17 protein-coding genes and 1 tRNA gene are annotated in these 21317 nt (G+C 39.2%); 10 read left to right on the top strand and 8 right to left on the bottom strand.

The genetic code is table 11. The features are described from left to right. Positions 1–5: 5 nt before the first annotated feature. On the top strand, positions 6–338 hold the full coding sequence (locus tag ACL8WY_RS06615; protein WP_436517639.1) for a PadR family transcriptional regulator: 333 nt from the start codon (positions 6–8) through the stop codon (positions 336–338). Then, positions 325–2976, top strand: a complete 2652-nt coding sequence (locus ACL8WY_RS06620; RefSeq protein ID WP_436517640.1) for an ABC transporter permease — start codon at positions 325–327, stop codon at positions 2974–2976. The genes ACL8WY_RS06615 and ACL8WY_RS06620 overlap by 14 nt, the downstream gene beginning before the upstream one ends. Here ACL8WY_RS06620 and ACL8WY_RS06625 read toward each other — a convergent pair whose 3' ends face one another. Next, positions 2977–3795 carry a sterol desaturase family protein gene (locus tag ACL8WY_RS06625; RefSeq protein ID WP_436517641.1) on the bottom strand — a complete coding sequence of 273 codons (819 nt, stop codon included), beginning with the start codon at positions 3793–3795 and terminating at the stop codon, positions 2977–2979. 72 nt (positions 3796–3867) lie between these two features. Here ACL8WY_RS06625 and ACL8WY_RS06630 point away from each other — a divergent pair, with 72 nt between their 5' ends. Continuing rightward, a complete protein-coding gene (locus tag ACL8WY_RS06630; protein ID WP_436517642.1) occupies positions 3868–5166 on the top strand; it encodes a TPR end-of-group domain-containing protein in 1299 nt (432 codons plus the stop codon). Positions 5167–5259: 93 nt separating this feature from the next. Here the strand turns inward: ACL8WY_RS06630 and ACL8WY_RS06635 are convergent, their stop codons facing one another. Next, complete coding sequence (locus ACL8WY_RS06635) at positions 5260–6111, bottom strand: carboxypeptidase-like regulatory domain-containing protein (protein ID WP_436517643.1); 852 nt, start codon at positions 6109–6111, stop codon at positions 5260–5262. A gap of 136 nt (positions 6112–6247) precedes the next feature. Beyond that, on the bottom strand, positions 6248–7702 hold the full coding sequence (asnS, locus tag ACL8WY_RS06640; protein WP_436517644.1) for an asparagine--tRNA ligase: 1455 nt from the start codon (positions 7700–7702) through the stop codon (positions 6248–6250). Between the two features lie 62 nt (positions 7703–7764). Here asnS and rpoN point away from each other — a divergent pair, with 62 nt between their 5' ends. Both rpoN and ACL8WY_RS06650 read left to right on the top strand, forming a co-directional pair. Next, positions 7765–9201 (top strand): RNA polymerase factor sigma-54, encoded by a 1437-nt coding sequence (rpoN, locus tag ACL8WY_RS06645; RefSeq protein ID WP_436517645.1) that lies wholly within the window; start codon positions 7765–7767, stop codon positions 9199–9201. A 44-nt stretch (positions 9202–9245) separates the two neighbouring features. Continuing rightward, positions 9246–9812: a hypothetical protein gene (locus ACL8WY_RS06650; protein ID WP_436517646.1), complete on the top strand. Its 567-nt coding sequence runs from the start codon at positions 9246–9248 to the stop codon at positions 9810–9812. Here the strand turns inward: ACL8WY_RS06650 and ACL8WY_RS06655 are convergent. Next, positions 9809–10501 (bottom strand): outer membrane beta-barrel protein, encoded by a 693-nt coding sequence (locus ACL8WY_RS06655; protein ID WP_436517647.1) that lies wholly within the window; start codon positions 10499–10501, stop codon positions 9809–9811. The genes ACL8WY_RS06650 and ACL8WY_RS06655 overlap by 4 nt on opposite strands. A gap of 163 nt (positions 10502–10664) precedes the next feature. Between ACL8WY_RS06655 and ACL8WY_RS06660 the strand changes: the two genes are divergently transcribed. Next, positions 10665–10738 (top strand) — tRNA-Arg (locus ACL8WY_RS06660). Positions 10739–10901: 163 nt separating this feature from the next. On the opposite strand, the gene ACL8WY_RS06665 is transcribed toward ACL8WY_RS06660, so the two are convergent. The 3 genes from ACL8WY_RS06665 to ACL8WY_RS06675 form a co-directional block, all read right to left on the bottom strand. Next, on the bottom strand, positions 10902–11234 hold the full coding sequence (locus ACL8WY_RS06665) for a hypothetical protein (protein WP_436517648.1): 333 nt from the start codon (positions 11232–11234) through the stop codon (positions 10902–10904). A 130-nt stretch (positions 11235–11364) separates the two neighbouring features. After that, positions 11365–12018, bottom strand: coding sequence for a response regulator (locus ACL8WY_RS06670; protein WP_436517649.1), 654 nt, complete (start codon positions 12016–12018; stop codon positions 11365–11367). Beyond that, positions 12005–13360 carry a response regulator gene (locus ACL8WY_RS06675; RefSeq protein ID WP_436517650.1) on the bottom strand — a complete coding sequence of 452 codons (1356 nt, stop codon included), beginning with the start codon at positions 13358–13360 and terminating at the stop codon, positions 12005–12007. Before ACL8WY_RS06675 ends, ACL8WY_RS06670 begins: the two co-directional genes overlap by 14 nt. Before the next feature lie 77 nt (positions 13361–13437). Here ACL8WY_RS06675 and ACL8WY_RS06680 point away from each other — a divergent pair, with 77 nt between their 5' ends. Continuing rightward, a complete protein-coding gene (locus ACL8WY_RS06680; RefSeq protein WP_436517651.1) occupies positions 13438–14034 on the top strand; it encodes a LuxR C-terminal-related transcriptional regulator in 597 nt (198 codons plus the stop codon). Here the strand turns inward: ACL8WY_RS06680 and ACL8WY_RS06685 are convergent. Beyond that, positions 14018–17269: a PAS domain S-box protein gene (locus tag ACL8WY_RS06685; protein ID WP_436517652.1), complete on the bottom strand. Its 3252-nt coding sequence runs from the start codon at positions 17267–17269 to the stop codon at positions 14018–14020. The genes ACL8WY_RS06680 and ACL8WY_RS06685 overlap by 17 nt on opposite strands. Before the next feature lie 346 nt (positions 17270–17615). Between ACL8WY_RS06685 and ACL8WY_RS06690 the strand changes: the two genes are divergently transcribed. From ACL8WY_RS06690 to ACL8WY_RS06700, 3 genes are read left to right on the top strand one after another with little or no spacing between them, the layout of a single operon-like run. Continuing rightward, positions 17616–18644 carry an extracellular solute-binding protein gene (locus ACL8WY_RS06690; RefSeq protein ID WP_436517653.1) on the top strand — a complete coding sequence of 343 codons (1029 nt, stop codon included), beginning with the start codon at positions 17616–17618 and terminating at the stop codon, positions 18642–18644. Further along, positions 18625–20199 carry an ABC transporter permease gene (locus tag ACL8WY_RS06695; protein ID WP_436517654.1) on the top strand — a complete coding sequence of 525 codons (1575 nt, stop codon included), beginning with the start codon at positions 18625–18627 and terminating at the stop codon, positions 20197–20199. Before ACL8WY_RS06690 ends, ACL8WY_RS06695 begins: the two co-directional genes overlap by 20 nt. Beyond that, a complete protein-coding gene (locus ACL8WY_RS06700; RefSeq protein ID WP_436517655.1) occupies positions 20196–21203 on the top strand; it encodes an ABC transporter ATP-binding protein in 1008 nt (335 codons plus the stop codon). The genes ACL8WY_RS06695 and ACL8WY_RS06700 overlap by 4 nt, the downstream gene beginning before the upstream one ends. The last annotated feature ends 114 nt before the right edge of the window (positions 21204–21317 follow it).

The following is a 21317-nucleotide window of genomic DNA, read 5'->3' on the forward strand; positions in this document are numbered from 1 at the left end:
AATTCATGAAGCATACACAGCTAGGTGAATTTGAAGAATTGGTACTACTCATTGTAGGCTCTTTGCATGACAATGCTTATAGTATTTCAATTAAAGGAGAGCTTAAGGAAAAAACAAAACGCAACCCAAGTATTGGTGCACTTCATTCTGCTCTTAACCGCCTTGAGAAAAAAGGATTCATAGTTTCTCATGAAGGCGGAGCTACTTCAGAAAGGGGAGGGAGAAGAAAACGATTCTATCAAATTACAGCTTACGGAAGAAAGGCCTTGGATCAATCCTATGAACTGAGATCCTCGCTGTATCATACGCTACCTAAAATAGGTTATGCCGGGAATTGATAATACCAAATCGTCTTCACCTCCAAAATGGCCTGATAAATTCTTAGGATGGTTTTGTCATGAAGACCACCTGGAAATACTCAGGGGAGACGTGCACGAACTTTATGAAGAACGCCTGATGACCATGCGAAAATGGAAAGCAGACTTGTTCTTCCTTATCGACATTTTAGGACTGTGTCGACCATTTGCATTCAAAAAGAAAAGTCAAAACTCAACTCAAATAGCCATGTTCAAAAACTACTTTAAAGTCACTTACAGGAATTTTATAAAACAGAAGGTATACTCTGCTCTTAATGTGAGTGGACTGGCAATCGGTTTAGCTTGTTCTATTCTCATCTTTATTTACATTAATGATGAGCTGAGCTATGATAAATTTCACTCAAAATCAGATCGCATCTACCGAGTGCTGGAAAAGTTCGAGAGTGAGGGTGTAGGTGAGCACTCAGCAAGTCTTCCATTCCCAACAGGACCCGCATTCAAAAATGATTTTAGCCGTCAAGTAGAAAGTTCTGTGCGCTTTTTCAACTTCCAGTCTCCGTCACTTGCATTGGCGAATAAGGCGGCAGACAAAGGATTCAATGAATCGAACATCTTCTTCGCCGACTCCACCTTTTTTGATGTTTTTGATTTCGAATTATTATCAGGTAACAAGGAAACAGCACTTGATGATCCCAACTCCATTCTGATCACACGGTCAATGGCAAAAAAATATTTCACAGACGAAGACCCAATGGGAAAGACGCTGGAATTTCAGGGAAATCAAAACCTGATGGTAACTGGAGTGCTCGAAGATGCTCCAAAAAATGCCCACTTTGCCTTTGACTTTATTGTTTCTTTTTCCAGCCTTAAATCCTCTTTTGGAGGTGGCTATCCTACCACATGGTATTGGAATCCCTGTTGGACATATATTGTCCTGGAAGAAAACACAAAACCCGAAGAATTCACAGCTCAGTTTCCTGATTTTGTCCAAAAGTACTTCCCTGATTTTATTAAAGATGACATTGAGCTACAGTTGCAACCAATAGAAGATATTCACCTCACAAGCAAGCTTGACTATGAAATTTCGGCAAATAGTGATATTAAAAACGTATACATATTTGGTCTTGTAGCCGTTCTAGTTCTCCTCATAGCGGCTATTAATTTCATCAATCTCAGCACTGCGAGAGCTACCAATCGAGCAAAAGAAGTGGGTGTAAGAAAGTCTCTCGGAAGCGCCAAATCACAGTTGATTAGTCAGTTTATTTTCGAATCCATATTATTGACATTCACCTCACTCCTCATCGGGGTAATCATTGTCATATCTGTATTGCCAGCATTCAATGGACTTACAGAAAAATCAGTGTCAATAGCTATTCTGCTAGAACCCATATTCTTATTCAGCCTTATTGCTTCCGGTTTGATCATTGGGTTGTTTTCTGGATTCTACCCAGCCTTTGTTCTGTCCTCATTCAAAACTGTTTCTGTCTTGAAGGGAAGCCAACTCAAGACCAGTGGGATGAACTTCAGGAAGATTTTAGTAACTGCCCAGTTTTCCATTTCAATCATGCTCATCATCGGCACATTCATCGTATTGAAACAACTTAATTTTCTACAAAACAAAGATGCTGGCTTTGACGATGAAAATGTGATAATGGTACCAGTGATCCAGTCTCCAATGGGACAACATTATGAAAATTTCAAGACGGAAGCTATGCAAAGCCCTCATATCCTTTCCATGACCGCTGTTGAAGAAATTGTAGGAACAAAATTCCAGGTCGGCAACTATCAATTTGAAGGAATGGAACAATCCAAGCCATTCCCCAGATTCAATGTGCGCCATGACTTCATATCTACAATGAACATTCCACTGGCTGCAGGACGTGCTTACGATCAAACCATTCAGACAGATGATTCGCTAGCGCTTGTGGTAAATGAGACGCTTGTGCAAAGCATGGGTTGGAACAGTGCAAAAGAAGCTGTCGGCAAAAGATTTAATTTCCGAGGTGAATTAAAAGGTCGGATTGTTGGAGTAGTTGAAGATTATAATTTTGCATCCAAGCACTTCCCTATTGCGCCACTTGTCATTACGCTTAATACAAGGCCTGGAGCATTTAATCTATTCATCAAATACGTAGCTGTAAAAATTGAAGGAAGTCAGATGCAGAAGGCAATTGCAGATCTGGAATCAGCGTGGGTGTCGGTGCTACCCGAACGTCCCTTTGATTTCTTTTTTCTTGATGACAGAATCAATGATTCTTACAAATCTGAAAAAAAGCTTAGTGACATCACCCTGATATTTTCGGTGTTGGCAATTCTGGTTGCCTGTCTTGGCCTTTTTGGATTGGCCACTTTTAGCGTAGAACAACGTACGAAAGAGATTGGAGTCAGGAAAGTATTGGGAATAAATACCTCTCAGATTATGTTTCTACTCTCGAGAGAGTTTATGATTTTGATCGGTATTTCCTTTTTGATATCCATACCACTTGCCTATTATGCACTCAATCAATGGCTTGAAGGTTTTGCATTTCGTATTGATATTCAGATGTGGCCATTCATTGTTGCTGGATTATTGACCTTTTTGATATCATCAGTAACAGTCGCTTTTCATGCGCTCAAAGCCTCCTATATCAACCCTGTAGAAACGCTTAAGTGTGAATAATTAATAGTCTGTTTTTATGGATTTGTTTAGTGGTAAACCAAGCTGATACTTGATGCTTTCGTCTTTGGTCTCATCAGCTACATCCAATCCGTATTTAATTTTTCTTGGATCATCATACACGAAGGTTCCAAAAATTCGATCCCATAGTGAAAAGATATTTCCAAAATTGGTGTCTGTCCAGGGACGTTCAAAATGATGATGAAACTTGTGCACATTAGGTGTAATGAAAATATAGCTGAGTGGCTTATCTAGCCAGCTTGGTAATGAAATATTGGCATGGGTAGCATAGGTGAAGAAAATGGTACAGATACGATAGAAGACATAAAATGAAACTGGAATTCCGAAAACAATCACAGTTGCTATGGCGAAACATTCTCGTAATAAATAATCACCGGGGTGGTGTCGTGTTCCTGTGGTCGCATCAACTTTCGTGTCACTATGATGCACCATGTGAAACTTCCACATCCATTTTACTCGATGAAGCATGTAGTGCACCACATATTGCGCAATGAAATCCAATGCCATTACTGCAATCAATAACTCGACAAAAAATGGAAGCTCTACCATTTGGAGGAGGCCAATATTTGACTCACTAATCCAAAAGAATACACCAACAGTAGCGATTCCTACCAGCACATTAATAATCATCGAGAAAGAGAAAAAAATCAGATTGATACCATCATGTCTCCATTTTTTGTATTCATGACGAACGAGCGGAATGGCCAATTCCAATATCCAGACAAACAATAAACACGAAACTACCCACAGCAATTTTTGTATCGCTGGCAGGTTTTCAAAAATCCCGATAAAATCCTCCATATTAGTAAAAATACATTAAGCGTATTTTGTTTGAAAATTCAGGGTTCAATTACAACTTATTGTTCTAGACGTATGAAAGCATTCATCTTCGCCACTTTTTTTACGCTTGGTGCTTACTCATTTGCGCAGGTTCCCGGGCAAGTTTTGGACACTGTAGTTTGCCAGAATGACAAAAAACAATCCTACGCTCTGTATTTACCATCAAACTACACAACAGACAAGAAATGGCCAATTATCTACTTTTTTGAGCCTGCTGCCAGAGGCTCATTACCTGTAAAGCTCTATGCAGATGTGGCCGAAGAATTGGGTTACATCCTGGCCTGCACTCACAACTCCCGAAATGGAAGCTATGATCAAAGCTTCACTGCTGCAGATGCTATTTTTCTTGATACAGAAAACAGACTATCCATAGATTTCGACCGAGTGATCTTGAGTGGTTTTTCGGGAGGTTCACGATTAGCTCTCTCGCTTGCTGTGATTTCAAAGGCAGCTTACGGTGTAATCGGTGTAGGAGCTGCTCAGCCGCCTGTTCCAGCATACATGGTCAAGGGAAAAAAAGATTTCAAATATGCCGGACTTGTAGGTGCAAGGGATATGAATTATCTGGAGCACAAATCATTCAGATCGTACCTAAGTTCAATAGATATGGATAATATACTTCTGGTAAGTAATCTAACCCACACATGGCCCGATCCTGATGACTTCAGGATGTCTCTTCTTTGGATGCAAGAAGATATCGATAAATTTCAGCAAGCTGTGACAGCTAAAATACAGGCACAACAAGACTCCATTCCCTTATCCGATGTACTGGATCTAAAGGAATTGATTAATGATGAAAGTGTTAGAATTGATTCTAAGCTGGCTAAAAAGACCTTGAAAGAAGAAGACAAAATTTTCAAAAAAGAACAGCAGCTACGAAATGCGATTACCGATTCACTAAATGCCGCATTTAGACGAGAAAATCTAGACAATAGCAGCCTCAATTGGGTGATTAGAAAGGTTCGGAAACTGAACTTACAAAAAGACAAGTCGGACAATCTTCAAGAAAAAATGATGATTGATCGAATCTTAAACTATACCGGGGCAGTCTGTTATGAATCAGGCCTAAGGATGAAAACGCAGGGATTCACCCAAAAAGCTTTGGTAGCATTTACCATTTGGGAGGCGGTATATGAGAATACTGTATTTGCTAATTGGCTAAAAGCTCGCATATATGCTGCTGACCAAAACTTCACACAAGCACTTGATCATTTGGAAGCTGCGCTAAAGTCAGGAAAAGTCAAAAAAGAATCAGTATATCGTGAGCCTGATTTCGAGCGTCTTCGTGATGAGCCTCGATTTAAGGAAATAATTGAAACCTACTATAATTAGGACTCGCAATTTCCCAATGTTATTAAGGAGTCATATCTCGACCATTTTCCCCGTCTAGAACTAAATCATTATCAAAGATTCGTTCGACTAATATTATTTCAATCTAAATACTTCTGCACCAATGGCATAAATATGTCTTTGTCCAGGTAAGGCGTTTTGCCACTTTCCCAAGCTGGCATTGCGCACAAGTTGTTTTTTGGAAAAGGTATCCACCTCAGAGCATACTATAGAGAAATAACCTGATGTTGGTTGCCACGATAGATTTAAAAACTCGAACGTAATGAAGAAGTTCTCAGTCATAACCAAATTCTGTTCGTTCAGATCAACCTCAATCCAGCCTTCCTGGTAGGCAATATCCATAAAGACTCCCTCGAATACATCTAATCCGGGTAATCCATCTGCAGTTTTTTCAAGCACTCGTACTCTTAATTTGGCTTTTTCAAGGGTATTGTCTCCGATTTTTATTCTGGCTTTGGATAAATATATGGGATATGCACTGGCTTCCATCAGCTGCGCAATTTGTGCTCCCCCTTCGAAGTTGGCATAGCAAGACCCCCAATAAAACAGTGGCTTGACACCTAGTTTTTCATAGCTTCTTTTTTCTTTTTTAGGGGTTATTTCTACAGTCCTAAGCTCCCGGATTGCTTCTTCAAGTACTATAACAATAGCCTTGCTATTCAATAGGTGAGCAATAGATAGCTTCTTTCGTACGTGTACCACCTCAGAAAAAGTCAGTGAGTCATCCATAAACTTCGATGGAATTACTACGCGAAACAGACCATTTTCGTCGGATACCGTTCCTACATTCTCACCTACTATACCTATGGCAGCATACGGAATTGGCAGCTTGGTCTTTGCATCCACAACCTTTCCTTTAATGATTTGATCTTGTGAAAAACCAAAATCGCAACTGAAAAGCAGTAAACAAAAAAACAGCGTCTTCATTCTTAGCCAATTCATTTTATAAGTACGACTGAGTGAAGTAGTAAAAAGTTACGATCTGAGTGAATTTTTCCACATAGGATAAAAATATCATCAGTAAAGCATAGATTAAGTCCTATCCATAAACAACAGAAGAACCTTAAAACTCGCAGTTGCCCGGTGTGCGTGGAAAAGGGATCACATCTCTGATATTACCCATTCCAGTCACAAATTGGATCATACGTTCAAATCCAAGTCCATATCCACTGTGTGGTACGGTACCGAATCTGCGTGTATCAAGATACCACGACAGCTCTTTTCTTGGGATATTCATTTCATCCATTCTTGCCTCAAGGTTTGTTTGTCGCTCTTCGCGCTGCGATCCTCCCACGATCTCCCCTATTCCCGGAAAAAGCACATCCATAGCAGCAACGGTCTTATCGTCATCATTTTGACGCATATAAAATGCCTTGATACCTTTCGGGTAGTTGAAAAGTATTACCGGCTTTTTAAAATGTTTTTCTACAAGAAACCGCTCATGCTCAGATTGAAGATCGGCTCCCCATTCATCGATAAGAAACTGAAACTTCTTTTTCTGATTCGGTTTCGACCTTCTTAGAATTTCAATAGCATCGGTATACGATACGCGCTCAAAATCATTATCAGCTACAAACTGCAAGCGCTCCAATAAAGTCATCTCACTTCTTTGATGCTGAGGCTTAGTCTTTTCCTCATCCTCTGCACGTTTATTTAAGAATGCCAAATCATCCTGGCAGTTCTCAAGCGCATGCTGAACAACATATCTTAACATCTCCTCTGCAAGATCCATTGTATCTTCCAGATCGTAGAATGCCATTTCCGGCTCCACCATCCAAAACTCAGCTAAGTGCCTGGTGGTGTTGCTGTTCTCTGCACGGAAAGTTGGACCAAATGTATAAATCTCAGATACAGCTAATGCCGCAAGCTCTCCTTCCAACTGTCCGGACACTGTAAGATTTGTCTCCTTCTCAAAAAAGTCTTGCTTATAGTCAACTTTTCCGTCTTCTGTTTTAGGAACATTATTGAGATCCAGTGTGGTAACTCTGAACGTCTCTCCTGCTCCTTCAGCATCAGAAGCTGTAAGTATTGGGGTATGCAGGTTTAAAAATCCTTTCTTATGAAAGAATGTATGCAATGCATACGCCATTTCATGTCTTACTCGAAAAACAGCGCCAAACGTATTCGTTCTGGGCCTCAGGTGAGCTATCTCTCTCAAAAATTCTAACGAATGTCTTTTGGGCTGCAGTGGGTATTCATCTGGATGAGCTTCACCTAGCACTTCGATATTTTCTACTAAAAGCTCAACAGACTGTCCGGCTCCTTGCGATTCAGCTAATTTTCCAATCGCTGAAATACTTGCTCCGGTTGTAATTTTTCTTAAAATCTGTTCGTCCATTTTTGGCACATCAAGTACCAATTGTAAATTGTTAATGGTAGAACCGTCATTAAGCGCTATAAACGCAACATTTTTGCTTTCACGCTTTGTTCGCACCCATCCTTTTACACATAATTCTTGTCCTGATTTCCCATCATTAAGAATTTGCCTGATTTTTGTTCTTCTAATTTTGTCCACCATCGTTAAATATTTGCGCGGCAAAAGTAACGAATGTGATATTTTTGACATATTAGGATTTGATAATGCAAAAACTCTCGCTAACACAATCGCTTCAACAGAAGCTGTCTCCTCAACAGATACAGTTCATAAAGCTCCTACAAGTGCCCACAGCCGAGCTAGAAGCGCGTGTGGAAGAAGAACTGGAGGTGAATCCTGCTCTGGAAGAAGGTAAAGAAGAAAAAGAAGCGGACGAGCAATCGGAAGAGTTTGACGATGAATACGAAAGTGACACAGAGGGTATTGAAGATTATTTGCAAGATGATTACGCAGGGTACAAGATGCAGGGAGATGGTCGTAACCCTGATGAAGAAGACAAAGAATCTCCGATTTCTGTGGGAAAAAGCCTACATGAACACCTTATTTCTCAGCTTGGATATTTAAAGCTTGATGATCGGCAGAGAGTGCTCGGGCAACAATTGATTGGAAGTATTGATTCTGATGGATATATCCGCAGAGACCTTGAGGCTATCGTAAACGATCTGGCATTTTCGCAAGGAGTGGAAACTGATGAAGAAGAACTTGAAGATCTTTTATTCAGAATTCAGAATTTTGATCCGGCTGGTATTGGAGCAAGAAATTTGCAAGAGTGCCTTTCATTGCAACTGGAGCGAAAAGATGAAGACAATGAAATTGTCATAATTGCTAAGCGAATCATCGACTCATGTTTCAATGAGTTTTCAAAAAAACATTACGATAAAATAGCACGCAAACTTAGTCTTGATAATGAAGATCTCTTGCGAGAGGCTATTTACCTGATCACAAAACTGAATCCAAAGCCGGGAGGAACGGGCGATGAAGTCGCTAAAACACAATATGTGATTCCTGATTTTATTCTCGCAAACAATGACGACAAGCTTGAACTTTCGCTCAATTCGCGAAATGCACCGCAACTGAAAGTAAGTCGATCTTATTCGGAAATGCTGCAAGCGTACGATAAGAGTAATAAAAAGGATAAGAAGCTGAAGGAAACCGTTTCATTCATCAAGCAGAAACTAGACTCAGCTAAATGGTTTATAGACGCCATTCGTCAGCGCCAGCAAACCTTGCTTAATACCATGCAGGCAATTATTGATTTTCAGTATGAATACTTTCTGGAGGGAGACGAGAGCAAGTTAAGGCCAATGATTCTGAAAGATATCGCGGAGCGAATCAATATGGATATTTCTACAGTTTCTCGGGTAGCAAGTAGCAAAGCCGTTCAGACTGAGTTTGGAGTTTTTCCATTGAAATATTTTTTCTCGGAAGGAATATCTACCGAGTCTGGTGAAGATGTAAGTAGTCGTGAAGTAAAGAATAAGCTTAAATCCTTCATTGATAAAGAAGATAAGTCTAAACCACTATCTGATGAAAAACTCGAAAAGGCCTTAAAAGAGTGTGGTTATAACATTGCGAGGAGAACAGTAGCAAAATATAGGGAGCAGCTAAATATACCTGTGGCACGCCTCAGAAAAGAACTTTGAGAATATTAATGAAGATCGTTTCGGTGGTATTCCACCCGTTGCTCATGGCTACTTATTTAAGCTATGTGCTCTTTACCAAATCTCCTGAATTGTTTCCACGAGTAGTCCCTCAGGCTGTTCCTCAGTTTTTACTTGTGATTTTTATAACTACATGTCTGATGCCTGCACTGAGCATCTTCCTGCTTCGTACTTTTTCTTTTATTTCAAATCTTGAGTTGACGAAACGAACTGAGCGAATCAGACCTTTCATCTTTATCGCATTCTACTATGTGGCATCCTCATATTTATTTGCTGATAAGCTGAGAATGGGTCCTGTTTTTATGGCCGTAATGATTGGAGTTTCTATTCTTATTGTTATCCTGTTAATCATCACCAGATGGTTTAAGATTAGCATTCACACAGCTGCAATTTGGAGTGGCGTTGGCTTTGTAAGCGCACTTACGGTGGCTATGGGCGTGAATATTGGATGGTATTATTATGCGTTAATCCTGGCTGCAGGACTCGTAGCATCTAGCAGATTATATCTCGGCTATCATGAGCCAAAAGAAATATGGTCAGGAGCTATACTGGGATTTACATACAGCTTCCTGACCATACTTGTGATTTTTTAGAATCCGGTGACGTTGATGCCAATTGTGCTCATGACAGGATCGAATCCATCATCAAATGTATCATTGAATACCGGGGATACATAGCGTTTGTAGAAGACATGCACTCCTCTAAATCCGGCCCTTACTTGATAACCGTACCTGATTGAATTAAGGTTGAATTTACCAGTCACTTTATCTCTAACAGTTTCACCGTTGTTATTGTATTTCCACTTGGTGTGAGCATTAAGGCGTAATCCAACGATACCGCCTACTCCAAGGAATAATCCTTCACCATCCTCTGTCCCCATTGGATGAAATCGGAATTCAATCGGTATATCCAAATACGTAGTGGCAAGCTTATTTTTATCAAAGTTTTGCGGGTTTGGACCAATTAAAACCGAGTTTAAGGTGTCATTGACTAGTACATTACTGAACAAGGTTGCAGAATCACCCAAACTCATTTTTTCTAATCCAAGCCCAATACCATAGTTGAGCGATAGCTTGCTACTAAATGCTTTTCTTTTAGTGTAATACAAAGCGACAGACTTGGACGACCATGTTCTTCTTTCCAGAGCTCCTGGCATAGATGACCATACGTTGAATCCTATATCAACCATCAGTTCACCTGGAATATCAGGTCGCTTCAAACCATCTTGCGCGCTTGCACTTAAAACTAAAAGGGCAAATAGTACTCCGTATATGTATCTCATATTTTTTATCATGTTTCCTGCAAAGAAGAGGCTTTTTCCTTTTTTTCGTTCTTAATGAATGTTAAATGATTCAAAGCCTGAATAAGAAAAATTTCGGCAAAGATAGAATCATGGAGCAGTAACGAAAATTTTAAAGCATAATTGTTACTTTTGCGCTCCCAACGGACTCGTAGCACAACTGGATAATGCACCTGGTTACGGCCCAGGAGATTGGGGGTTCGAATCCCTCCGAGTTCACTTTTTCAAGGCTAATCAATTGCAATACAATTGGTTAGCCTTTTTTTATCAGGATGGGGAAGAAATTGTGCAAACAACTGCCGAACCTTAATGTAGATTGTCGAGGCTTTATAATTGACACTAATTCACTGAAGTGAAATATGTGATGTCGTTGGAATACTATTCAATTGGTGCGATTCAAATAATCGTCCGCAAAATCCATTTGGTCTTCAGAAAGCTTGTTTTTAGATGCACACAGTCCCATAAAGGTATTTTGCCCAATCCGCTTAAGCTTTACGATCGAATTATCATCTTCGTGAGAATAGAAGTCGTTGAATTTAGTGAGAGTATCTATGCCATGCGCTTTATCAAGCTCAATGACTTGTTCCTCATGAGTGGGCTTTTCAGAACATTTATATACAAAAGACCGATCTGTAGTATCTAATACGAACACAAAGCCATTTGGCACTATTTTTTTTAGCGCATTGATTGTCTGATGTGTGTTTGAAATAATCATAGCTGTCAAAACCCAACATTGTCATGTCAAACATGACCTGAATTACTAAAACCAATCAAATGTACTATTAAAGGAAGAATTTAAAATTCAGGTAAATACGGCTCTTGCAATAGTTAAAATAACTATGAATTTAGGACTCAATCAACCCTAAATTCATGGCTTTTTTGATGAGTTCAGCCATATTTTTAGCATGAAGCTTTTTCATGATATTGCCTCGATGCGCCTCCACGGTTCTCTCACTAATAAAAAGTTTGTCTGCTATTTCCTGGCTTTTCAAACCGTTTGAAATATCATTTAAAACTTCAATCTCTCGTTTAGTAAGCTGGACACTTTCGGCCTTTTTCTTCTCTTTCTTTATTTCTTTATAGGAGTTGAGTGCTGTGTCAATTACTTCTCGACTAAAGAATTTTCCTCCATCTAATACCTTTTCAATAGCTACTAAAATTTCGTCTGCTACACTGTCTTTTACAACATACCCTGCGATATTGAAATTTAAACCTTCCATAACGTACTCCTCATCCTTATACATGCTTAGGATTATGATTTTAATGTCAGGATATTTTTCTCCTATTAATTTGGAGGCTTCCAGTCCGGTCATTTCGGGCATGGAAATATCCATCAATATGATGTCCGGAATATTGCCCTCATCTAGTGCTGAAATGGCTTTGGTAGAGCGATCATACTCTCCGATAATCTCAATCGACTGATCCATATCGATAATGCTGCGAACTCCCTTACGCACCAACTCATGATCTTCTACTAGAAATAATTTAGTCTTTTTCATATGGAATTTTTAAACTGATAAAGGTACCCGAGCCTTTTTTTGTGTCAATATTACACTCTGCATTTAATACTTCGGCCCTAAATAAGATATTCTGTAAGCCATGATGAGAAGTGTCTTCTTTATAGTCTCCTATCTCAAATCCAACACCGTCATCTTCAATAGACATTTGTATATGATCTTCAAAACCATATAACTGAATAGCCGCACTTGTCGCCTCAGAATGCTTGATGATATTTGAGATATTCTCTTGTGAGATCCGATATATATTGACTTTAAGTTTCATGTCCAACTCAGGCAAATCCTCTGTTTGTAACTCAAATCGAATGTTTGAGCTTTTGTTCGCCTGATCTACAATCTTTTTTAAACACACATCTATTGGGAAATCGCTGAGGAGTGTGGGGAGCAGACCATCTGTGACCTTTCTCATTTCATCAAGAAACTGATCTACCATGTCCACCAAAACCTCTTGTGTATCTCCTTTTTTAACTGCCAATTTTATCATATTGGCTATTTGACCCACTCCATCGTGTAAATCTCTGGCTATTCGTTCTCGCTCTTTTTCCTGACCTTCTATAAAAGACAGTAGCCTCCTGTTTTTTATGTCTTCGTTTGCTTCTCTGATCCGTACTCGCTCAGTGATATCTTTAAAGAAGAAAAGTGTGTATTCCTCGTCAAGTGAAACATTGTGAGAGTAGAAATCTCCATAAACTCGATCGGTGCTATCCAAGATCAACTCTACCTCAGTTGCCTCTTCTTTGCCGACTATATCAGAATATGCTTCTCTGTTTAAATCTGAAAAGTTGAGTACTTCATAAATATTTCTATCCATTAATTGATCGAAAGAGCGCGAGGTGATTTGCTCTACAACCAAGTTGGCATATTTAATTACTCCCTGTGAATCCAGCAGAAAGATAGCTTTGTCAATCGAATTGATAATGGCCTGGAAAAGCTCGCTGTTCTCCTTTATTTTCTTCTCAGCTTGAGCTTTATAGAGCGCAACATCAATATTTGATAAGAGCTCTGCCTCATTAAATGGCTTGACTACATACCCATACGGTAAACTAAATTTTGCCTTTTCAATAGTCGGCTCGTCCGTGAGAGCTGTGAGAAAGATGATTGGAATATCTAGATTTTGTTTTATCTCATATGCTGCATCTATACCATCTGAATTTGTTTCCATCATGATATCCATGAGAATCAGATTTGGAATTTCGGTAGACGCGACGCTGACAGCCTCCTTCCCTGAGTATACTGATACAACTTCATGTCCGCCTGACTCGAGGGCATGTTTAATATGTTGGTTAACAATGAGCGAGTCTTCGGCGACTAAGATTTTTCCCATAGGTGCTAATGAATACTATCAATTTATAAGATTTTGTGAGATATTACAATTGAAAGCGACAAGAAAGGGCTTACAATATGAAAGAGATTTTTATCGTATCAAAAAATGCTTCACTATCAAATTATTTGTACCTGATTTTAGATGAAGTCTTTCCTAACACTTTATCGCTTGCCAGCGATTTTTCAGAGTCAGTCGACCTAATTATTATAGATTCTGAAAATATTTCTCCATTACAAATGAAGAAATATCAACATGATATCCCAACGATTCTTTTCTGTTTTGAACTCCGCCCGGCACTGATCCAATATACTTCTCAATTTGATATAAATGGTATCATTTCGCTTTCTATGGAGGCCTCCGACATTTTGAAGACCCTTCAGGTGGCATTGGAGAAAGACATCTATTATAATGAGGTGATGATTGGAATGCTATTCTCAAACAAGGCAAATAAAATTGCAGAAAGAATCAGGTCTCTCACTGATCGAGAAAATGAGATCTTGATACTCATGATGAAAGACCTGACTAATGAAGAAATAGCTAAGAACTTGAATCTTAGTGTTCGTACGGTAAATGCTCACAAGGGAAATATTATGAGAAAGATCGGATCAAAAACTACGAGTGGCCTGATACAGACATTGATTGAGTATTCTGCCGAATTTAGAAACTCGCTTTAAAACCATTTTCCGGATCAATTTCTACGGTTCCGCCGAGCTGTTTTACAAAGGTTTTTACCAGAGAAACACCTAGTCCTGAACTGCTTTCGAGCACACCTTCTTGCATCTTTTTTCCGTCATTTAAGACTTTTAAGATAAATCCGCCCTCTTCTTTACTAAAGCGAATAGATATCTTCCCTTTTTCTCCAATTTTAAAACCGTGCTTCAAGGCGTTTGCCACCATCTCGCTGACCATCAGTCCAATCAATAATGCTTTTTCGACATCCAAAATTATGTTTTCGGATTCTACCTGAATGATTATCAATGAGGAGCCTTGTAGTATTTGAAGCTCCTGAGCAATATGTTCCAAGTATTCGCCAATATTGATTTCAGAAACATTGTAAAATGTGTAGAGTTTGTCATGGATCACAGACATAGCCTTGATCCGGTCGTTTACTTCATTGAAGATCACTTTTGATTTGTCATCTTCCAAATCATAGGATTTAAGTGCCAATATGGAAGAAATCAATTGCATATTGTTTTTCACTCTGTGGTGCACCTCTTTAATTAAAATATTTTTCTCTTCCAATGAAGATTCAAGGCGTGTTTGCAATCTTTTGTCTGCAGTGATATCATAGATAACTCCAACCATCCCTTTTATCTTTCCATTGTGGTCTCGCAGTATCCGAGTAAACGCTCGCAAATACTTCTCCTCACTCTCGACTTTCACTCTAAAGTCCGATTCCAAAAAGTTGATTCCTTGCTTGACCATACTCAAGCTTCTTTCGATTACGGACTTATCTTCATCCACAAAGTAGCTTATCAGCTCGCCAATTGGGACCGGAGAATCAACCATTGTGAAAATCGAATACATCTGATCTTCCCAGAAGATTTCATTTGTCTCTCTGTCATATTCCCACACACCGAGGTTGGCAATTTCTGTGGCAAGTAAAATCCGATCTGACAAACGTTTGATTTTTTGTTCAGCGTGTTTTTGTTCAGAAATATCCTGCACAGTACCAATCATTCTACTCACTTTGCGATTGGCATGTTTTACCATCTTGCCTCTGCCGGAGATCCATTTTATTTTCCCTGTCTTTAGATGTTGAATTCGATAAATATGAAAGAAATCTTTTCCCTCTTTTATAGACTTTGCAAGCTTTTCTTGAAACTCTAAGAGATCTTCCGGGTGGATAAGTTTTTCAATAATGGAAACATGACGGTGCGAATCGCTAAATCCCATCATGCTGATCATTTCCTCAGAAGGCACAAAAATTCCATCATCCAGATGATATTCATAATTTGCAATCTTAGAAATCCGCTGAGCTTCCAATAACTTGGCTTGACTTTCTTGAAGTTTTCTTTCCGCTTTTTTTAGATCTGTTACATCCAGCATTCCTGTAATTGACCGCTCGAATTTTCCATCTTCATCGTATTCTGCAACTGCTGACAAAAGCACATCTATTATTTCGCCAGACTTCTTCACATACTGATATTCAATATTGCGTATGAATCCATCTTTAAAAAGCGTGTCTATATTAGTCTCAACCACTCCCTTCGGTTCTTTAACCATAAACTCATAAGGCGTTCTTCCAATCACTTCATTTCTATCGTATCCCATCTTCTCAAGCCAGAAATCACTAACACTTATTATTTCAAGGCGCTCATTGATCGAATGCATCATCACCGGAGCCTTATTATAGATACTGCGATATTTTTTAAGTGACTTTTCAAGTGCCATCTCAATTTCCTTACGCGTATTGATATTTTGAAGAGCGATAACTGCACCAAATGGCTCAGCAAGTCTCGTGGCTCGCATGTTGTACCATCTGCCATCTGCCAGTTTCATTTCATGATCCAACGACTTAGTCTTCTGGTTTAAAATAGATTTCAAACCAGTAGTGAGGTATTCACCATCACCAAAGAAGTCCATAAAATCGAATATTGATTTTCCCACCTCCAAACCTGCATATGGTTGATTTTTAATATAAAGCTTGAGGTTGCGATTAATACTCAAAACCACACCCGATCCATCAACTACCAATATTGCTTCATCCAACGCATCTAAAACGCCTTGTTTCAAGGATTCTTCCTGCTTCGATTTTTTTTCTGCCTCTTGATACTCTGTAATGTCTTCTGTGAAATAAACCACGTTATCAAGTTCATTGTGGCTATCATATAGCGGATAGTATTTGATACGATACGTCTTAGAGGCTCCCGCATGAGTCAGAGGGATCTCGGCAATTATCTCTCCTATCTCTCCATCAAAGGCCTTTTTTATTGCCTCAACCTGTGAACCCTGCGTGAATAAGTTGTTTTTAAAGATGTTGAATTTTCCGATGTACTCATCCAAATTAATTAACCAAAAACGCTCAGATTTCTCATTAGCAGCCACCAAAGTTCCCTCTCGATCGTAAATCGTGATGGAATAGGGCGCTTCATTTATCATTTGCTTATACCTGGCTTCACTTTCTCGTAGCTGCAGTCGTGAGTTTTTCTTATCTGTAATATCCAGCATAAGCCCACGCAAAAGCTTGGGGTTTCCGTTTACCTTAACTACCTCTACCATATCCTGAACCCATCTTATCTCCCCGTTTTTATGCACCAATCGATATTCGAGTTGATAATTATCTACATCTGGAGCTTTGTGTCTTTCATAAGCTATGACACGCTCCCTATCTTCTTCATATATTCTTGATTGCCAAAATCCGGCCTCTAGCCAATCTTCTTTTGGAAACCCTAGTAAATCGATAGCTTTCGGACTTATATAAGAAAAAGTCTGCGTACCAATTTTCGTTTCCCAAACTACAGCATTGAGATTTTCAACCAAGATTTTATAGCGACCTTCTTCATGCTTTTGCTGCTCGTCTTTTTCCACTCTTTCTGTGATGTCGGCTAAGTTGCAAATTGCACCTATGTGCGCATCATTTTCATTATAAAGTGGAGTTGCTTCAACGGAAAGCCACCTCAGCTTATCTTTTATCACTATACCTTGTAAGGATGCACTGACTCTCTTCTTATTCAATGCCGAATGAAGCGCATGTTCGCTTTTACTTAGTCTCGTTCCATTTTCAAAGCTCTTGACTTCAAAAGCAGTATAATGCTTGCCAATTAAGTCATCTGCATCGCCTCCGTCCAACAAATCAAATGCAGCTTTATTGGCGTAAACTACAATTCCTTCTAGGTTTACCTGAAGTATGCCATGAGGCATGCTTTCTAGCACATGCTTGTGAAGTATATCAATTTGAGTATCCAAAATGGTGGCCGGTTTGCTTGATCAGCAAGGATAAATTTATGTGAATAACATGAAAGCTAACGTTGAATTTTGCATTGATTTCTAAGATAGTCATTTTGACTAAATCAATTTCATCGTAACTACCAAGTAGCAAATCGATGCTAGTTATATCTCTTTGTGTCCAAGAAATTGAGACTTCTAAAAGTAGAAGTTTAGAGATTCAGATTCTGATTCTCGTTATACGAATACAATGCGTTCAGCAGTGTGATTAGGTGATTAGGTGCCTCGGGAGGGGTACCTTTTTTTTGTACCCAAAAACTCTATTTAGATTGATTCTAAATAATTACATTTGCCAAAAAAGAACATTATGCGATACACAAAGCTATTATTACTCACGCTAATTATAGCCTGTTCAGGCACCAAGGAAAACAAGCAAGAAGCATCATCTGAAGATCAGGTGCTAAACGTCTACTCGCACAGACACTATGATGCCGACAAGCAAGCCTTCGAGCGATTTACAAGCGAAACAGGTATCAAAATAAATTTGGTGAAAGCAGGCGCGGACGAGCTTATCAGTCGACTAGAAATGGAAGGTGAAAATTCGCCTGCAGATGTATTGATTACTGTAGATGCCGCTAAACTCAATAGAGCTAAATCGATGGGATTATTGCAATCTGCAGATGCAAATACCAACAACAAAGATGGATTCATAGATGCCGATAAGCAATGGTATGCAATTACGTACAGGGCAAGAGTAGTGGCTTATGATAAAGATGACGTGGATGTATCAGAGCTGTCGACCTATGAAGATTTAGCAAGTGAAAAATGGAACGACCGCATTCTCATCAGGTCATCTAGCAGTTCATATAATCAATCGTTACTATCATCTATCATCTACGAAAATGGTGAAGATGCAGCAAGAGCTTGGGCTAAGGGAATAGTTGCAAACATGGCGCGAGAACCGAAAGGTGGAGACAGAGATCAAATAAAAGCTATTGCCTCTGATGTTGGAGATGTTGCTGTTGTAAACACCTACTATGTAGGGTTACTACTTAACTCTGATAATCCGGAGGAAGTAAAAGCCGGACAAAGAGTTGGTATTTACTTTCCCAATCAGGACGGAAGAGGTGGACATATAAATATCAGCGGTGTTGGAGTAACCAAAAATGCGCCAAACAAAGCAAACGCAATTAAATTTATCGAATTTTTAACCAGCAAAGAGATACAAGAATTTTACGCTGCGACTTCATTTGAATATCCAGTTCATAAAGAGGTTGCTCCTGATTCTACGATAGCTGCATGGGGAGAATTCAAAATTGATGATCTCGACTATGCAACGAATCCAGACCTGCTGGATCAAGCCATAAAAATATTTGATGAAGCTGGCTGGAACTAAGCTCCCAAGATACTTCTATTGGCGACTCGCTACTAACATCATTTTGGTAGGCATATTACTACCACTATTGTTGGTAGCGAGTCGCTCTTTTATGCTGGATACTTCAAACCTGAAGCATATTGTCAGCAACTTACTCCCACTTTACTTGTGGAACACCTCAATTTTAGTCGTTGGCACCTCTGCTATTACCTTATTAATCGGAGTTTACACTGCATGGTATGTCACTGTCTATGACTTCCCATTTAGAAGGCAGTTTGAGTGGATGCTCATTCTTCCTCTCTCCATTCCTACATTCATCAATGCTATATCATATGTTGGACTTACAGATTATGCCGGCCCATTAAGAATTCTACTTAGATGGATGGGAACAGATATCTACTTAGACATCATGAACCATTCAGGAGCCGTGATCGTCATGAGCTTGGTTTTATACCCATACGTATATGTGACTTCAAGATCAGCCTTCTTGTTGCAATCTGCTTCACTTATTGAAGTATCAAGATCCTTGGGTCAACCAATGAAAAAAACCTTTATGAAGGTGGTTCTCCCACTTGCATGGCCAGCCATATTTGCCGGACTTATTTTGGTCATTATGGAAGTTCTCAATGACTATGGTGTTGTATCCTACTTTGGCATTCCAACCTTCACTGTCGGAATATTCCGGTCTTGGCTTGCATTGGGAGATCTATCTACCGCAGTATTTCTCTCAGTTATTGTTTTGATTTTTGTGGTGATTCTGTTAGCGATCGAGTTCAAGGCAAACGAGAAAAAGAAATTTTCAACCGACAAGTCAGAAAGAACACTTACCCGCCTTAAACCCAAGCATAAATGGCGAATTTTTATGCTTTGCTTACTACCATTATTGGCTGGGTTTGTTATTCCTGTAGGTCAGCTTCTTTGGTGGTTTGCACTTGCATATTCTCATGACGTTTGGGCTCACTTGATAACCTTGGCAACCAACACGGCCATCCTAGGAATCTTGTCAAGTGTACTTGTTTTAATTCTCTCTATCATCCTAACATATACGTTCCGTTTGGTAAATAAAAAAGGGTTCAAAAAAGCCATTGGCAAGCTGCCAATGCTAGGCTATGCAATGCCTGGTGCAGTGATTGCTGTAGGAATAGTCGCATTAGTTTTAATTATCAATCCAAATCTTATTTACTCGGGTATTACTGCACTAGTTTTTGGCTATACGGTTAGGTTCTTTGCGGTAGGTTATGGTTCTATAGAGTCAGGATTTGAAAAGATATCCAGACAGATAGATGATGCGGCCATTTCCTTGGGCAGTAATTCATTAAGAAACTTAATCAATATTCACATACCCATCCTCAAACCAGTATTGCTTGGAGCATTGATTATGGTCTTTGTGGATGTCGCTAAAGAACTTCCTATCACGCTTATCCTTCGTCCTTTCAACTATGAGACTTTGGCTACCAACGCTTTTCAATATGCAAAAGATGAAATGGCTCCAAGAGCCGCATCCTCTAGTCTACTTATTATTTTTGCCAGCGCTGTTCCCGTATATTATCTAAATAGAATTTTGCATAGAAGTTGAACCTAAGCGTAGAACATATCAGTAAAAGCTTTGAAAACACCAAGGTGTTAGATGACGTTTCTATAGTCGTCAATAAGGGAGAAATCCTTTCTCTTACAGGTGAAAGTGGATGTGGAAAAAGCACACTTCTTAGAATTATTTCGGGACTGGAAGCACCTGATAGTGGTAAAATTATTCTAAATGATCAAGACATAACCAGCTGGAGTCCTGAGCAACGAAAGTTTGGTTTTGTCTTTCAAAATTTATCACTTTTCCCTCATCTGTCAGTCAGAGATAATATTTTTTATGCCATCAGCAAAAAAGATCAATCGAACGGGAGACTTAATGAACTTTTAGAAATGACCGGACTTTCTGGTTTAGGTCATCGGTTTCCTCACGAATTATCAGGTGGTCAACAACAGCGAGTTGCCTTGGCTAGAGCGCTGGCCATAAATCCACAGCTGCTTATTTTGGATGAGCCTTTTAGCAGTTTGGATGAGTTATTGAAAACTAAGATTCGAGAAGAAATATTTGACCTATTACGGTCTTTAGAAATCACCACGATCCTTGTGAGTCACCAAGCTTCGGATGCATTCCTAATTGCAGATAAGCTTGTTGTTTTGAGGCACGGGCAAATTCAACAGGTTGGAAAACCTTCTGAAGTTTATCAGCAACCTATTTCTTCCTATGTCTCAGACTTTTTTGGTGCCAGTGTTATTCTTAAAGGCAAGAAAGATGGAGATAGCATTCACACTTCATTTGGAAATTTAAAAATCGAAAACTCTAGAGCGGGTGATTTACAGCTTTTTGTCCGACCTGAGAACATTGAGATATCCACTGCAAGTAATTACAACGTAAGTGGGCAGATTCTTAAAAAAGAATTCAAAGGGCCTCATGATGTGCTAAAAATCGGAAACAAAAACTCAAATGAATTCATCTCGTTAGAAACAGAAAGATGTAATCTCGAGGTTGGTGATACCATTTATCTAAATGTACCTGAGGATCAAGTACAAATTTTCAAATAGTGTTCGCTACTTTTAGCGCAGCTGTTCGAAATTGTACAAAAGCGCATACTGAAATATTTATAAATATCTATTAATCAGATATTTATGATTTATGGCATATCGTTTGCAGTTCTT

Origin of the sequence: Ekhidna algicida (genome assembly GCF_051379705.1) — a bacterium.
Classification (GTDB): Bacteria; Bacteroidota; Bacteroidia; order Cytophagales; family Cyclobacteriaceae; genus Ekhidna.